Source organism: Pseudoalteromonas sp. AWM4_233, assembly GCF_056158285.1.
The window spans coordinates 1,848,883-1,865,006 of record NZ_JBSWSZ010000001.1 but is presented as its reverse complement, the minus strand read 5'-3'; the positions used below and the strand labels follow the sequence as shown (position 1 = coordinate 1,865,006).

12 protein-coding genes are annotated in these 16,124 nt (G+C 38.5%); 8 read left to right on the top strand and 4 right to left on the bottom strand.

Annotation, left to right across the window (positions count from 1 at the left end; genetic code table 11):
* The first annotated feature begins 4 nt into the window (after nt 1-4).
* From ACXAC4_RS08330 to ACXAC4_RS08295, 8 genes are all read left to right on the top strand, one after another.
* The gene (locus ACXAC4_RS08330; protein ID WP_475160550.1) at nt 5-1,810 is read left to right on the top strand and encodes a sugar transferase; all 1,806 of its coding nucleotides are present in this window, start codon (nt 5-7) and stop codon (nt 1,808-1,810) included.
* A 253-nt stretch (nt 1,811-2,063) separates the two neighbouring features.
* A complete protein-coding gene (locus ACXAC4_RS08325; protein ID WP_138478822.1) occupies nt 2,064-2,378 on the top strand; it encodes an STAS domain-containing protein in 315 nt (104 codons plus the stop codon).
* Between the two features lie 28 nt (nt 2,379-2,406).
* Nucleotides 2,407-3,273, top strand: coding sequence for an OmpA family protein (locus ACXAC4_RS08320; RefSeq protein WP_475160549.1), 867 nt, complete (start codon nt 2,407-2,409; stop codon nt 3,271-3,273).
* Nucleotides 3,260-5,386 carry a polysaccharide biosynthesis/export family protein gene (locus ACXAC4_RS08315; RefSeq protein ID WP_475160546.1) on the top strand — a complete coding sequence of 709 codons (2,127 nt, stop codon included), beginning with the start codon at nt 3,260-3,262 and terminating at the stop codon, nt 5,384-5,386. The genes ACXAC4_RS08320 and ACXAC4_RS08315 overlap by 14 nt, the downstream gene beginning before the upstream one ends.
* Entirely contained in the window at nt 5,383-6,090 is a 708-nt protein-coding gene (locus ACXAC4_RS08310; protein WP_475160544.1) for a tyrosine-protein kinase family protein, read from the top strand. The genes ACXAC4_RS08315 and ACXAC4_RS08310 overlap by 4 nt, the downstream gene beginning before the upstream one ends.
* 7 nt (nt 6,091-6,097) lie before the next feature.
* Nucleotides 6,098-7,588 (top strand): SpoIIE family protein phosphatase, encoded by a 1,491-nt coding sequence (locus tag ACXAC4_RS08305; RefSeq protein WP_475160543.1) that lies wholly within the window; start codon nt 6,098-6,100, stop codon nt 7,586-7,588.
* A gap of 28 nt (nt 7,589-7,616) precedes the next feature.
* Complete coding sequence (locus ACXAC4_RS08300) at nt 7,617-9,062, top strand: sigma-54-dependent transcriptional regulator (RefSeq protein WP_475160541.1); 1,446 nt, start codon at nt 7,617-7,619, stop codon at nt 9,060-9,062.
* Between the two features lie 131 nt (nt 9,063-9,193).
* On the top strand, nt 9,194-10,354 hold the full coding sequence (locus ACXAC4_RS08295; protein ID WP_475160540.1) for a GGDEF domain-containing protein: 1,161 nt from the start codon (nt 9,194-9,196) through the stop codon (nt 10,352-10,354).
* 84 nt (nt 10,355-10,438) lie between these two features.
* Here ACXAC4_RS08295 and ACXAC4_RS08290 read toward each other — a convergent pair whose 3' ends face one another.
* From ACXAC4_RS08290 to ACXAC4_RS08275, 4 genes are all read right to left on the bottom strand, one after another.
* Nucleotides 10,439-10,687: a DUF3862 domain-containing protein gene (locus tag ACXAC4_RS08290; protein ID WP_475160538.1), complete on the bottom strand. Its 249-nt coding sequence runs from the start codon at nt 10,685-10,687 to the stop codon at nt 10,439-10,441.
* Nucleotides 10,688-10,701: 14 nt separating this feature from the next.
* On the bottom strand, nt 10,702-11,544 hold the full coding sequence (locus ACXAC4_RS08285; protein ID WP_475160537.1) for a CsiV family protein: 843 nt from the start codon (nt 11,542-11,544) through the stop codon (nt 10,702-10,704).
* Complete coding sequence (gene mfd / locus ACXAC4_RS08280) at nt 11,541-15,014, bottom strand: transcription-repair coupling factor (RefSeq protein ID WP_475160536.1); 3,474 nt, start codon at nt 15,012-15,014, stop codon at nt 11,541-11,543. The genes ACXAC4_RS08285 and mfd overlap by 4 nt, the downstream gene beginning before the upstream one ends.
* 221 nt (nt 15,015-15,235) lie before the next feature.
* On the bottom strand, nt 15,236-16,123 hold the full coding sequence (locus ACXAC4_RS08275; RefSeq protein WP_475160534.1) for a carbon-nitrogen hydrolase: 888 nt from the start codon (nt 16,121-16,123) through the stop codon (nt 15,236-15,238).
* Nucleotide 16,124 lies beyond the last annotated feature (1 nt).

Here is a 16,124-nt window from a genome sequence, read left to right as displayed (position 1 = left end):
AGTTATGAATACCATGGATATCATTCTCATCATCTGTATTGGTTTAGTGATCTATCACCACGGGGTTTACCCTTTGGCACTTAGTGTTGTAGCAAAATACAAACAGCGTCGCAATTTGCAAAGCGATTGTATTAAAGCGTATCAGCCAAAAATTGCGGTGTTCATGGCAGCTCATAATGAGCAAGCATATATTTATGACAAGCTCATCAATATTGCCAGTCAAATTTACCCGAATGAAAAAATTGCCATTCACCTTGTGCTAGATGGCTGTACCGACGACACGCTCGCGTGCGCAACCCCAGCACTCGATAGACTGGCTGAACAAAACATATTTTGTCATATCGATGTGTTTGATGAGAATAAAGGTAAGCTAAACGCAATCAATCATCTCATTAACTTATACAGCAGTGATTATGATGTGGTGCTGTTTTCAGATGTGAGTGCCATGCTAAGTATAAACGCTTTTCAAGAAGTCGCGTACAAGATGGCAGATAAGAAAGTTGCCGTTGTATCAGGCTTATATCAAGTATATGACCAAGCTAACAATGAACAGAGCGGCTACTGGGCACTGCAAAACAAAACGCGCTTAGATGAAAGTATCTTTGGCGCAGTTAATGGTGTTTCGGGCTCTTTACTTGCCATTAAAAGTCACTTAGTTAAACCTCTCGATGAAGGCACCATTAATGACGACTTCATTCAAGCGGTGCAAGCAGTTGATAAAGAGCACGTGATTGCAATCTCAGAAGACATAAACATGGTTGAGATGGAAGAAGACGCGCTAGATAAAGACTATACACGCCGTGTTCGTATTTGTGCAGGAAACTGGCAACAACTTGGCTTGCTAGTTAAGAAGTTCGGGTCTTTTAACCTGTGGCAAAAACTTATTTTTACTTCTAGCAAAGGGCTAAGAGGCGTCATGCCGATTTGTATCGCTGTGCTTTATATTATTTTATTTAGTCAGGCCTTATTAGTAGGCGGTTTATATTCGGTTGCAGCAATAGGGTTACTAATAACTAACTTGATTGGTTTAGCTAAAATCCGTGGACTGTTCAGCTTTAAGCTACCTGTAATCGACTCTGTGAATTATATGTTGTTTAGTTATCTAGTGGGTTTATACGGAATCGTACAATTTCATAAAGGTGTCTATAAACAAAGTTGGTCTCGTGTGCCTAAAAAAATTAAGTCAGAGCAAAAACGCATTTTAATTACCAAGCGTATTATCGATGTCATTGGCGCTTCAGTTGGTCTGATATTGACTGCGCCTATTTTATTACTGGTAGCCATTGCCATTAAGCTAGATTCAAAAGGGGGCATCATCTACAAACAACTAAGAGTTGGCGAGTCTACAGACAACTTTGTAAGCCTAATTTACGTTTATAAATTAAGAAGTATGTATATTGATGCAGAAGCTCGCAGTGGCGCTGTATGGGCTTCTGATAACGATCCTAGGATCACACGTGTGGGTCGTTTTTTAAGAAAGACACGTTTAGATGAATTACCTCAATTATGGAATGTATTAAAAGGTGAAATGTCTTTAATCGGTCCGCGTCCTGAACGTCCTGTATTTTATAAAAATTTAGAAGAAAATGTACCTTACTTCACGCATCGTACTTATCAATTAAAACCGGGTATTTCAGGTTTAGCGCAAGTAATGAATGGCTATGATGAAAATATTGAAGGTGTAAGAAGAAAAATAGCCTGGGATTATGCTTATGCACTGTCGCTGTCTAGCTTTTCATCTTGGTACAGAACAGAGATGAGTATTTTAGTTAAAACCATTCAAGTCGTGCTTATGGGGAAAGGGAAGTAATCTATATAAATTGTCGCTTTGATATAAATCCAAGCCAAGTTCTAACTTGGCTTTTTTCCTTTCGATTAAGCCTTTCGCGTATATCCAATTCTTAATTCCCAAGTGACTCGCATTTTGCAATTGTTTGCAGTATAACCTATTGCAATTTGCGAAAATATAAATTCACAAACCATAAAGGCATTTAATTTCAATAATTTAAAGTCTGGCACTCAACTTGATAGTTAAAGTTAAACCTAACGAGAGGATAACTATCATGTATCAGCAACTACCAACAGAAGTAATCGACGACAAAATCATTGTAGAACTACCAAGTGACTTTTCAGGTATGTCTGTAGACAGATATAGAGAACAATTTGATTCACTTGCGAATACACATCAGGACAACATTGTACTAAATTTCAATAAGACAGAGTTTATTGATTCGTCAGGTATAGGTGCAATGGTGTTCTTATTCAAGCGGATTGAGCAACGTGGCGTGAATATGCAATTACTAAAAGTAAACGGCCAGCCAAGAAAATTAATGACCTTACTAAGAGTAGACTTAACCATTGATTTTATTGATGAGTAGATAAAATTAAAAAACCAGGAGAGTTGCTATGAGATGGATGTATATTTTACTAATGCTGATAGTGGTTTCGGGCTGTAGTACATGGCCCGAGCAAGGCAAAGGTGGTTGGGCTGAAGAGTATCACCCTGACAATGAGACAAATAGCGAAACCTGGTATGCATCAGCACCGATGCACATTGCAAACGAGTATGAACATATCCAAATGAAATTAGATTGGTTGAAAGTGCGTGGAATTAACAAATGTATGCCCGCACAAGTATATCAAGCTGAAATGTTATCTAATCGAATTAAGCGAATGCTTGCAGCTGAAATGTATTCAGATGCACAGGCTGATTTAAGAATTTTTTACCATCAACTGAATTTATTACAAAACCACTTTGAACGTGTACTGAAGCTCACGGGGTGTGCTATGGCAAATAACGACACGAGCAAAGACGATTCACTCAAAATAATTAAACAGATCAAATCATTGCTGAACAGTGACAATCAATTTGCATTTGATAGTTTCGAAGTGACACCTAAATACATGAAAAGGCTCACCCAAGCCGCTGATTTATTGAAACTAGTTCCTGAAATTGAGTTACTTCTTGTCGGTCATACAGATAAGAAGGGCATTGACTCTGATAATTATGAGCTCGCCTTTAAGCGGGCAGAAAAGGTAAAGCATTGGTTAAGTGTATATGGTGTTAATCCTGCAACTATTACCACTGTCACGCAAGGGAGTCTTTCCCCTTACAGCGAAAGCGACAATAACGCGGTAAGCCGCCATTCAGATAGGCGTGTAAATGCTTTTATTCTAAACGCTGAATCACAAATCGATGCAGAAACTCAGCTAAAACCACTTACATCGTGGACGGATGAGCTGACTAAGGAGCGTAGTGATGGTAAGAATTAATCTAAATAGCCTGATACCTTTTTTGCTTTTAATTATTACTTCAAGCATTTCGTTGCCTTCTTTTGCAGAAGAAACAGCCTCAACGGAAGGTAAGACGACGATTATAGAAGTCGGTAATAAACTATTTTTGAATATGCCCAATGAAGCAGATTTCGCAGATGTATTTGAGGTAGATAAAAAAGGCCAAATCAATGTGCCCGAAATTGGCAAGGTAACAGTGGCTGGTAAAACCATTCAACGTGTTGAAAATGAAATTAAATTGCAGTTGAGCGGAGTATACAAAGGTCTTGAGCAGTTTTATGTAGAAATCAGAGCAAGAGACTTACTGGTTACCGTTCTAGGCTATGTCAATGAGCCCTCTCAAGTCAGTATTCCTGAAGATGGCAATATACAAATGGTTATCTCACAAGCTGGGGGGCTAAAACCGGGTGCTCAGCTAAATAAACTTCAGATCCGTCGCGATGATGAAAGCATTAGCTTTGATTATAAGGCTTATTTAGACAGTGGCGACCCAGATAAGCTTCCAGCGCTTAAATCGGGGGATATTGTCTTTGTTCCAGTTTCACCGCTGCTTGGTAATGTGCAAATCGATTTCGACGCCCAAACTCTATCTGCATCAGGTGATGCTGAGGGTAATGAAAAAGCCGTAACGTTATTTGGCGAGTTACACAGCCCCGGCAGTTTTTCTTACAAAGAAGATATGAATATTATTGATGCATTAATGCGTGCAGAAGGGGTAACGCGCTATGCAGATGTAACAAAGATACGTGTTATACGTAACGGCGAGCCTGAAATCTTCGATCTAAAACAGTATTTAGACTCGGGTGAAGAATCTTTACTACCCAGGATTGAAGGCGGAACTACTATCTATGTGCCGATTATGGTTGAAGATGTAAATACCACGGCAAGAACCGTTTATATTATGGGTGAAGTTCAAAAACCAGGCGCCTATGAATCAACAGATAAAATTGGCTTTTTAGATATCCTAGCAAATGCTGGTGGACCTACTCGTTTTGCTGAAACACGACAAATTCGAATTTTGAAGCCATCCGGTGAAAGCATTTATTTTGACTTGCAATCATATAGCGATGGCGTAGCGACTTCTCCAATCCCGCCAATTAACCCAGGTGATGTGGTATTTGTACCAGAAAAAACAGATATCAATGAGAAAAGCTGGCTGAAAGTACCGCCTCAACGTGCAGTAAAAGTAATGGGCGCGGTGAATAGTCCTGGGCGTTATGAATGGAGTGATGAAATGGATTTTACTGATTTATTTGCACACGCTGGTGGCCCAACTAAAGGAGCTAATGTAAACGATATTAAGATTTTTAGAGCAGGTGAAGTTTTACAGCGTTTTAGTATGGATGATTATGTAAATAGTCCTGACGGTAGTTACCCGCTACCTAGCATTCAAGCAGGCGATACAATTATCGTTGAAGAATTACCGCACGACCCTAAAGACAATAAATCTCAATGGGTAAGACAAGATCCAGATACTTCAATTTATGTAATGGGACAAGTCGGTGCCCCTGGCCGATATGCATTTGATGAGTCACTGCATTTCATTGATATTTTATCTGCAGCTGATGGGCCTAACAGTAATGCTGATATTAGAAATATTCGCATCACGCATCGTAATGGCTATGAAGCCAGAGTGAGTAAACTTGATCTAGCACTTTATTTTGAAACTGGCGATGAGACACTTTTTCCGAAAGTACTCCCAGGTGACACAATTTATATTCCTGAAAAATCCAGAGATTGGTTAAGTCGAAAAAAAGAAAATGTCGTTCGCGTGATGGGGGCAATAAAAACACCCGGACGTTACTCGTTTGATGATTCTATGACTTTACTTGATTTATTAGCCGAAGCTGGTGGACCGACAGGAAGTGCTTTAATAGAAAATATTGTTGTGATAAATCATTCTTGCTGTAAAGAGCAAGCAAGACGTTTCGACCTTGAAGAATTTATACGTGAACCTAACTCAATGCGCATTCCGGTTTTACGTGCAGGTGATACCGTATATATACCTGATCAAGGACAAGATTTTGGACAAAGAGCGAAAAGTTCAATTGTAGATTTCTTAACAATACTTGCATTGGCGGTGGGGCTATGAAGTTAATTCCTACAGAATATCAAGAAGTTGAAGCTGTCTATAGAAGTATTGTAGACAAAAAAGCTAAGTGCTTATGTGTTTTTTCTCCAGTGGGAGAAGAGGGCACAAGTTCAATTTCTGTTTGTCTAGCTAGAAGACTGCAAACCATCGATAAAAAAGTGTTATTAGTTGATTTAAATTCCTATAACCCTATGTCATTTGATTGGTTAGAAGAGCAGATGGAGAACCAAGGCTGGAGTTTTGATGATATAACTTGCCAACTTTATACTAAGCCGTTAAAACAATTTGATTTTCTAACTGTGAAAGAATTAAAAGAGGACGCGCAAGTAAGGGAGTTTGGTATTTTACAACAAGCTATTTTAATGCTTGAGCAAGAATTTACCTATATCATTTTTGATATGCCGCCTTTGATGCAAAATAATCGTCAAAATATTCCTATTCATGTTATTTCAAGTGCAACAGATATGGCGATTTTGAATGTGGCACTTGGCATTAACAATGAAGAACAAGTTCAAGTCAGTGTAGATAAAATTAAAAAAGCCAATTTCAAACATATTGAAGTCGTCGTGAGCCAGTTTGCTCTACCTCCGTTAGGCCCGCGCTTAATTGAAAGTGTTGAGCATAGATTAAGTCGTTTTCCTTGGCTCAAAGTAAAATTAATCACCGCGATCAAGAAACAAAAGTGGTTATTTGAAGCGGTATGAGGTGACTATGTCGACATTGTTTTATAGAAGGTTTAATTTAGTCTGGCCTGCAATTCAGTCTGTTAGAGAAATATTGCATCATTATCTTAAGCAGATGAAGGTATCTAACGAAGATATCGATAATACCGGTCTTGTATTAACAGAGTATCTATCGAATTTAATACGTCATTCAGAAGGTGAAGATGGTGTAATGACCCTAGTAATAGACAATATTAAAGGGGGTGTTGCTCTAAAAATCATTGATAATACTAAATTTTTTGCTGAATTTGCTCAAGAAGAACAAAACGATAGAAGTGCAGTGATTAACGATGGGCAGTTAAGAGAAGGCGGTATGGGCTTGGCACTGATCAATCACTATTTCCCACAATATCAATACTATGAAGAGTCAGAGCAAAACCATTTCAGAATTACACTATCCAGCACTTCAGATAAAACCAAAGTTGTCATTATCGAGGACGAACTATCAACCTTAAAATTAATCGAATGCTATCTAAAAGATGATTATGACGTGTATGCATTCGATTGTGAATATAAAGCACACTCTTTTATTTCAAAGCATGAAGTTGATTTATTGCTAATAGATTTGAATTTAAATCAGATGTTGGCAACGAAGTTCATTGAACAGATAAACCGTTTCCAGCATTTAGCCAACCTTGGGATTATCGTTATGTCTGTTGACGATGCGATTGATACAATTAAACAAACAGTATTGGTTGGTATAGACGATTATGTAGTTAAACCTCTCAACAAAGAAGACATTCAACTTATTTGTGAACGTGTTCTAAGACGAAAAAAAGATACACTTAGATCAAAAGTTAAAAACGCATACAATAATAATTTAATAGAGTTAGATAGCCATAAATATTTGTCTGTGTTTGGCAGTGCAACACACGAAAGAAGTGGTGATTTTGTGCTAAATTACAGCAACAAAGAAGCAGGTGCACACTTTGTATTCTTGGTCGATGTCATGGGGCATGGTGAAGTTGCTGCAAACACTGCGAGTGAATTAAAAGGCTTTATTTATGGGCTAGTAAAGAACTCAAATGATTTATCGAGCATGGTGAATGATTTGAACGACGCAGTAATTAACGGAATTTGTATTAATAAAGACAAAATTTTCACTTTGCTGGGGTTTAAATTTGTCCACGATACGCTTGAATACATCAATATCGGTCAACCTAGTTTTTTACTCATTGATAAACAAAACGACTCTGTAATGTCATTAGAGTCAAGCGAGCCTATCATAGGGTTAAATCCTTCATATCAATACACCTCAAAATCTTTGATTTTACCCTCGTCTGCTTACATAGTCGCTTTTACTGATGGTCTTCACGAGAATAGCGACAAGTTTAGTGCATCAGATCAGTTTATTAAGAATAAACTGAGTGAGATGAGTTTTCAAAGCACTGAATTTCAAACACAACTTTGGCAAAAATGCCTACCTGATTTAACAAAAGAGATTGACGATTCGACGTTACTGGTTCTTAATAAAGTATAGGAAATGATTTTGCAATCAGGAGGTTGCTATGCCAGCGAGTATTTTAATTGTAGAAGATACAGAGTCCCTTGCATTACTGTATCAGTCTTATCTTATTCCTACAGGATTAAAAAGCTTTGTAGCGGGCACAGGGCAAGCTGCACTAGATTATTTAAATGCTAATCAACCTGATTTAATTATTTTAGATATCATGCTTCCAGATATGAGCGGTATGGACATTTTAGCGCAATTGCCTGAGCAAAATCGCCCTGATGTTATTGTACTCACTGCCCATGCGAGTAAAGAACTGGCTGTAGAAGCAATTCGTCATGGAGCCATCGATTTTCTTGAAAAGCCGATTGATGCAGAGCGTTTTAGGATCACGGTAAATAATGGTTTAAAATTAAAAACACTCAGCAAAAAAGTCGAAGAGTATCAATCAACGTTTGAAAACGGTCGTTTTTGCCAGTTGATAGGCAAATCTTCTACAATGCAAAGTGTTTATCAAATCATTTCTAATGCGGCGAACTCCAAAGCTACGGTTTTTATTACAGGTGAAAGTGGCACGGGTAAAGAGTTATGCGCCAAAGCGGTGCATGAGTGTAGTGATCGAAAACAAGCCCCTTTTGTTGCATTAAACTGTGCAGCGATCCCTAAAGATTTAATAGAAAGTGAAATTTTTGGTCACGTAAAGGGGGCTTTTACGGGCGCGACATCAAACCGAGAAGGTGCAGCTGGTCAAGCGGACGGCGGTACATTATTTCTAGATGAATTATGCGAAATGGACCTTGGACTGCAAAGTAAGTTACTCCGTTTTATACAAACCGGCACTTTCCAAAAAGTAGGCAGTGAAACCTTACAGTCAGTAAATGTTAGATTTGTATGTGCAACAAACCGAGACCCTTGGTTAGAAGTGCAAGAGGGACGTTTTAGAGAAGATTTATATTACCGCCTTTATGTTATTCCAATTCAGCTTCCACCATTAAGAGAGCGTGGAGAAGATGTTGTGCAAATAGCACAAGCCATGTTTGAACGTATTGCAAAAGAGGAAGGCAAATTCTTTGAAAAGTTGACTGAAAATGCTAAACAAAAACTGCTTAACTATGATTGGCCAGGTAACGTACGTCAGTTAGAAAACATGATCCGCAATACCTTAGTCATGAATGATAGTGAAGTCATTGACGCGCATATGTTTCCTGCTTTCCCTGTTACTAGTAGCAACGTCCAACAAATTGCTCCCTCTAATCAAGTTAATGCACAATCAACACCTAACCCTGCATTTGATGAAGTGCAAACAGGGTCACCTGTGACAACACCAAATGAACCAGTTGTTATAATGCAAAGCCATTTTGACATCAGACCGATGTGGATTGTTGAAAAAGAGTATATTGAACAGGCAATTGAAATTTGTGGTAATAATATCCCCAAAGCAGCTGCCATGTTAGAGCTTAGCCCTTCAACTATTTATCGAAAAATGAAAACTTGGGAGCAATAGTCTCTGATTATTACTCTCAAGGTTTAAACTGAATTCTGCAATAAACTTGATCTAAATTAACAGTACTTTTTTTGCCCAGCCTAAAATCTCATCACAATAATGTTCATTACATAATGGGATGAGTTTTAGGCATGGTGAATTCAACAGATTCTATAAACATTAATAATGGAAACAAAAGGAAGTGGCAGTTAAATACGTTTTTGAAACTACTAGGGCTTGAACAGAACACATTATTAGACTTATTGAGTTCAAATAATCATTCAAACGACTTTACTCAAAAGCGCTCTATTTATATAAGAAAACGACTTTGGGTGATGTGTGTTTTCTTCACCATTTCGGTGCCTTTTTTTTCCATTTATGACTTTTATGCCTTCGAATATGCGCAAGCTACTGCCATATTAATTAGTCGCCTTGTTTTGTCAGCCAGTCTTCTCGCAATGGCTTATTTTATTAAAAAATGTTGTTCAGCCTTACTCATTAAAAAAGTGGTCGCACTATCTTTCTTCTTACCTTCATTGTTTTATTTAGCTTCAATGATGACCTTTGATAGTTTTAATGACGTGCCATTTATTTTCTCAATGCTACCATATTTGATTTTAGCTATGGTCGGGCTATTTCCTCTAACGATTAGAGGAAGCCTTATTGTAATAGCTTTTATTTTTTGTCCGTTTGCAATTGTACAAAGTCTTTTTTATCAAGGTGATGTCTGGTCACTGTTTAATAATATGTGGCTATTTGTTCTATTCGCTGGAATTAGCTTATGGCTGCAAATAGCGCAACTTTCAATGTTGATGCACCTCTATAGAGAATCGACAGTTGATCCTTTAACGAAACTAATTAACAGACGTGTTTTATTACGCTCTATCGAACATTTAAAATCTGAAGCTATCAAGTTCTCTGTCATTATGTTCGATCTAGATAGATTTAAGCGAATAAACGATACATTTGGTCATATTGCTGGTGATAAGGTATTGAAAGAAGCTGCATCTGTTTTATTAAATTCGGTAAGAAGTACTGATATTGTTTCGCGTTATGGAGGAGAAGAGTTTTTAATAGTTCTTCCACACAATTCAAATGCTCAGGCTTTAAACCTTGCACACGAAATTGCTACACGATTAAGAGAAACACCCATTGCAGTGAGTGAAGCGCAATCATTGTGTGTAACATCAAGTATCGGTGTAACTGAATATCGCTCTGGTGAAACAACTGAGAATATTTTTAAACGCGTAGATGAACTCTTATACGATGCAAAAGAGCAGGGGAGAGACCGGGTTATATCAGATGCTGCTTAGCCATTTGATTTTATGAATACCGAGTGTAAATGAAAAATCCCCACGTTTATGGGGATTTTTGTTTGAGTTGTTAAGGGATTTAAATTATTTTAAGCCTTTGCTCGAGAATAGCGTCACTTTATCTGAAACAAGTGTGATAGTGATGTTTTTCTCTTCACCGCCCCAAACGCAATTTGTGTGTAGTGTTTTTTCTTCACACGAATCTGCTGAGCCTATAATTGCTTCAACTTCCGTTTTGTCCATACCGACTTTAATTTTATCGTAGTTTTCTTTATTTACTTTCGAACAACCAGCTAATGTTAGTAATGCTGCAACTAGTAGTAATTTTTTCATATTAACCCTCGTGCTTAATGTTTATATTTTCTTATTTGAAATATTATCCCGAGTCTAGGGTGATCTAAGTAATGTATATCACCACTATAAACACGAGTATATTGAGACATTCTTGCTTGTTGTAATTCACCTTCGTCATCAATGAAATTGATATCTAGATCTGTAGTAACAAACAAATAATGTCTGACATGAATTTTCATTAGCCCTTCAACTTGCCACTTAAACTCATCGTTAATCGCTTGATGTTGTATAGGCTTATCTAGGAGGCTAATGTAACCATCATTACTGATGTTATTAATTGCTTTATAGCTGGTCGGTTTAGCAATTTTTTGGCCGGCTATCATTTCAATACTTGGCGCACGTCGGCTACTCATTTCAGGAAAGCGCCAGCCAGTATGTAATATTGGATCCAAGCCTTTACGCTTTAAATTATTTAAAACAGATTCAAATTTAAACTGTTCTTCAGCAAGCAAATACATCGAATCCATATGCTCTTGTGGCTCTGCAAAGGGTGTTAATGGCAAAGCCTGCATTTGCTCGAGATAATTTCTATCATCATCACATTGCCAAGAGCTAGATGTTGCCACAATTTGCTGACTCAATTCTCTAGGATCAAATTGTTGTTCACCTGCCAAACATTGGATCTGACCTTGATTGTTTAACCCTATTTCAATCATATCCAATGTTTTTCGAGCCTGAATTGGTTTACGCTCAAGTTTGAAATCTTCACGTAATTCAGGTGTTGGTTTTTGTTCAAAAGCAATGAGTTCAATTTCAAACCAACGTGTTGCGTTTGCATTGGCTGCAAACGCAGTTAAAAACGTCAATGTTGTGAGCTTTAAAAGCTTATGCTTCATGCAGATGCCTTTTTATCAAAATCATTTATCATGGCACTGATTAATTTTAGTCTTTCTTGGCCATTTTTTTCTTCTATATTGAAGCGTAACTTATTTGCCCCTTCCATTCTATAGACTGACGGATTACTTTGTATCAAAGCAATGATGAACGTTGGGTTAACTTTTGTATCTGAACTGAACTCGAAATAACCACCTTTGATGTTGGCTTCTATTTTACTCACCCCAATTTTATTTGCTTGAAGTTTGATTTGCTGTATGGCAAACAAGTTTTTAGTCGCATCTGGTAGCAGTCCAAAACGGTCAATAAGCTCAACTTTCATTTCGTCTATTTCATCGGCATTTGCAATAGAAGCTATACGTTTATACATGCTGAGTCGAATATTCACATCTGGAATATAATCATCAGGTAGTAGCGCAGGAATTTTAAGATCTACTTCAGTTTGCTGTTGTAACAAGTTCTCAAGTGTAGGCTCTTTACCATCACGTAGCGCTTGAACAGCATGTTCAAGCATCTCCATATATAAAGTAAAACCTACTGACTGGATTTGACCACTTTGATCATCACCTAACAGCTCACCGGCACCACGAATTTCTAAGTCGTGTGTTGCCAGCGCAAAACCAGCGCCTAAGTCTTCAAGCGACTCTATGGCTTGTAAACGTTTGACAGCATCTTTACTGAGAGATTGGCTATTTCTCGTTAACAGATAAGCATAAGCTTGGTGGTGGCTTCGACCAACACGACCTCTTAATTGATGAAGTTGTGCAAGACCAAGTTTGTCAGATCTATCCATGATAATGGTATTTGCAGAAGGAATATCAATACCCGTTTCGATGATGGTTGTACACACTAGTACATTATGTTTTTGGTGATAAAAATCACTCATCAGGTTTTCTAATTCACGCTCGCGCATTTGACCATGGGCAATGGCGACACTGGCTTCAGGCACAAGCTCTGAAATGTCAAATGCGGTTTTCTCAATAGTTTCAACATTGTTGTGTAAGAAATAAACTTGGCCACCACGTTTGATTTCACGCAAAATGGCTTCTCTTATTAGTTCATCATTACGTTCTTGAACAAATGTTTTCACAGCTAGGCGTTTTGCCGGAGGTGTAGCGATAATAGATAGATCGCGCATACCACTCATGGCCATATTAAGCGTTCTTGGAATTGGTGTAGCTGTAAGCGTTAAAATATCAACATCAGCACGAAGTTGTTTAATTTTCTCTTTTTGACGTACACCAAAGCGGTGCTCTTCGTCGACAATGAGTAAGCCTAAATCACTGAACTTAATATTGTCTTGGATAAGTTTATGTGTGCCGATGACGATATCTATGGTGCCATTTTCTAACTTAGCTAGGGTTTCTTTTTGTTCTTTTGTGCTGTTAAATCGCGATAACACACCGACTTCAACGGGTAAATCTGCAAAACGGTCTTTGAAGTTTTCAAAGTGTTGTTGAGCAAGTAGTGTGGTTGGTACAAGCACAGCAACTTGTTTGCCATCGTTAACAGCGGCAAATGCGCCACGCATCGCCACTTCTGTTTTACCAAAGCCTACGTCACCACACACTAATCTATCCATCGCTTGATTAGACTGCATATCAGCAAGTACAGCTTCAATGGCGTTACGCTGATCGTCGGTTTCTTCAAATGGAAAGCTATCTGAAAAATCACGATAGCCTTGACCATCAAGTTTAAATTTGTATCCAGGTTTGCTTTGACGTTTCGCATAGATATCAAGTAATTCAGCGGCAACATCTCTGACTTTTTCAGCAGCGCGTCTTTTCGCTTTTTCCCATACATCTGAACCTAGTTTATGAAGTGGCGCAGAAGCTTCTTCACCACCAGAATAACGACTCAACATGTGTAAGGCTGATACCGGTACGTACAGTTTTGCTTCGTTCGCATAGGTGATGGTGACAAACTCGGTTGCAACACCAGCAGCATCGATAGTTTGTAAGCCTAGGTATCTACCAACACCGTGATCTAAATGAACAATCGGTTGACCTTCTTTGAGCTCAGCTAAATTACGAATTAGAGCATCTTGGCCTTGCTCATATTTATGCTTTCTTCGGCGTCGTTGCGAAACCTTAATACCAAGTAATTCTTGCTCAGTAATAATATTTAGTTTGGGCTTACCTGAAAGTGAAATACTTTGCTCGAGTGGACTGACAATAATACCGACGTCATTAGAGGTTGCGATAAAATCATTGAGATGCTCGAATTGCTTAAGCTTTAAATTTGTAGTTTTTAATAATGTAAGTAATGATTCCCGACGACCGTCTGATTCTACACTAAATAAAATGCGTGCTTTTTGTTTCTTTTGCTCAGAAACAAACTTTAAAATTGTATCGTAAGTTTCGGCTTTTTTATGGTCTATTCGAATGCCATCGATCAAGGCGGCATCTAAATTTGTGTTGCCCGCTTTAGTAGGCAAGTTAGCTTGACTTAAATTGACTCGAGCGAATTGTTTAAACTGCTGATATAGTGACTCTACGGGCAAGTAGAGTTTTTCTGGTGACAATAGTGGCCTTAAAGGATCAACGCGTCGGTTTTCGTAACGCTTTTCAACATCTTCCCAAAAACTTTTTGCAGCATGCTCTATGTCTGCAAGATGCATAACTACGGCATCTTCCGGGAGATAATCAAAAATGGTTGAAAGTGACTCAAAGAATAGGGGTAAATAATACTCTATACCAGCAGGCCAATTTGCCTTGCTAACCTGCATATAGATAGAGTCTTGTTCAGAGCTTGCGCCAAACTCTGCCCGATAAGCCGTTCTGAACCTTTCTATATCTTCTGGATTAGTTGGAAATTCATGGGCTGGTAATAGGTCTATTTCTTCGACTGTATCACTCGAGCGCTGGGTTTCAATATCAAATAAACGGATTGAATCTATTTCGTCGTCAAAAAAATCGATACGGTAGGGCGTTTTACTGCCCATTGGGTATAAATCTACAATAGATCCTCTTACTGCAAATTCACCATGTTCCATGACTTGTTGAACATGTCGATACCCCGACTCTGTTAATGAGTCTTTTAACTGCTGTGCATCAACCGTATCGCCACACTTAAATTTAAGTGCCTGACCATATATAAAACTTGGCGGAGCTGTTCTAAGCATGAGTGTTGAAACTGGAATAATTAAAACAGTTTTGCTTTGCTGCTTTAATGCATTCAGCGTTTCAAGGCGCTGTGAAATAATATCTTGGTGCGGCGAGAAGTGGTCATAAGGTAGCGTTTCCCAATCAGGGAAAGTCATCACCTTATGTTCTTGTAATAAATAGTCTAACTCTGTTTCAAGGCGCAAAGCAGAAGGGGTGTCGGGGGTGACAATAACCGTCATGGTTTTTTTATCAGCTATGTTTGCACTGATCGTGAGTGCTAAGCCACTACCTGTTAACTGTCCCCAACTAATTTTATCTTTGTTATTTTTTACCCAAGGCATGGATTGCCAATGCGCAGACGCCATGAAAGCTCCTATTTCTTATAATAATGCTGAGAGTTAATACTAATCCTCAATAATACTCAATTATTTTGAGGGACTAAAACTGACGCTAACTTTGTTGAAAATTTCTTATTTAGAACAACTAAACTGCAAAATTTCCGCCTCGTTATCGACAAGTTTTCCGTGCCTCAAAATAGATCGCTTAATTATGAGGATTTGTATAGAGGTGGTTAACCCCCCCCTGTTTAGTCTCTATAAATTTTTTGTAAGTCACCGTAATGGTCGATACGGCGGTCACGTAAATACGGCCAAATTCGTCGAACAGATTCACTACGGGCTTGATCGATGTCTACCGTTAAGGTTTGTTCTTGTTGCTCATCAGCATGAAGCAAGATTTCACCTTGCGGACCTGCTACAAAGGAGTTACCCCAAAATTGAATGCCTTCACTTTGACCTGATGGATCTGCTTCATGACCTACACGGTTTACTGAAATAACAGGCACTCCATTTGCAACTGCATGTGCACGTTGTGAGATGATCCATGCGTCGCGTTGTCGGATTTGCTCATCTTTATCATCGCGAGGGTCCCAACCAATCGCTGTAGGGTAAATTAAATACTCAGCACCAGCCATTGCCATTAAACGTGCAGCTTCAGGGAACCATTGATCCCAACATATTAATACACCTAATTTACCTACCGATGTTTGAATAGGCTCAAAGCCCAAATCACCAGGCGTAAAGTAGAACTTTTCGTAAAAACCTGGATCATCAGGGATGTGCATTTTTCTGTATTTTCCAGCGATGCTGCCATCGGTGTCTAGCACAACAGCAGTATTGTGATATAAACCCGTAGCACGCTTTTCAAATAGAGAGGTTACAATAACAATATTCAGCTCTTTCGCGAGTTCACCGTAAAGTTCAGTTGAAGGTCCAGGGATCGTTTCTGCTAAATCGAACAGTTCTGTATCTTCTGTTTGGCAAAAATAGAGACTTCTGTGAAGTTCTTGAAGCACAATAAGCTTTGCACCTAGCGCTGCGGCATTTCTAATTTCAGCGACTGTTTTATTGGTGTTTTCTGTAACGTCACTTGAGTTACTGTGTTGAACAATGCCCACTTTTAATTTGTTAGACATG

Bases quoted from the DNA above. Each gene is read 5' to 3' on its own strand.
- ACXAC4_RS08275 (WP_475160534.1), bottom strand. From the start codon at position 16,123: ATGTCTAACAAATTAAAAGTGGGCATTGTTCAACACAGTAACTCAAGT.
- ACXAC4_RS08330 (WP_475160550.1), top strand. From the start codon at position 5: ATGAATACCATGGATATCATTCTCATCATCTGTATTGGTTTAGTGATC.
- ACXAC4_RS08320 (WP_475160549.1), top strand. From the start codon at position 2,407: ATGAGATGGATGTATATTTTACTAATGCTGATAGTGGTTTCGGGCTGT.
- ACXAC4_RS08305 (WP_475160543.1), top strand. From the start codon at position 6,098: ATGTCGACATTGTTTTATAGAAGGTTTAATTTAGTCTGGCCTGCAATT.
- ACXAC4_RS08315 (WP_475160546.1), top strand. From the start codon at position 3,260: ATGGTAAGAATTAATCTAAATAGCCTGATACCTTTTTTGCTTTTAATT.
- ACXAC4_RS08325 (WP_138478822.1), top strand. From the start codon at position 2,064: ATGTATCAGCAACTACCAACAGAAGTAATCGACGACAAAATCATTGTA.
- ACXAC4_RS08300 (WP_475160541.1), top strand. From the start codon at position 7,617: ATGCCAGCGAGTATTTTAATTGTAGAAGATACAGAGTCCCTTGCATTA.
- ACXAC4_RS08295 (WP_475160540.1), top strand. From the start codon at position 9,194: ATGGTGAATTCAACAGATTCTATAAACATTAATAATGGAAACAAAAGG.
- ACXAC4_RS08285 (WP_475160537.1), bottom strand. From the start codon at position 11,544: ATGAAGCATAAGCTTTTAAAGCTCACAACATTGACGTTTTTAACTGCG.
- ACXAC4_RS08290 (WP_475160538.1), bottom strand. From the start codon at position 10,687: ATGAAAAAATTACTACTAGTTGCAGCATTACTAACATTAGCTGGTTGT.
- ACXAC4_RS08310 (WP_475160544.1), top strand. From the start codon at position 5,383: ATGAAGTTAATTCCTACAGAATATCAAGAAGTTGAAGCTGTCTATAGA.
- mfd (WP_475160536.1), bottom strand. From the start codon at position 15,014: ATGGCGTCTGCGCATTGGCAATCCATGCCTTGGGTAAAAAATAACAAA.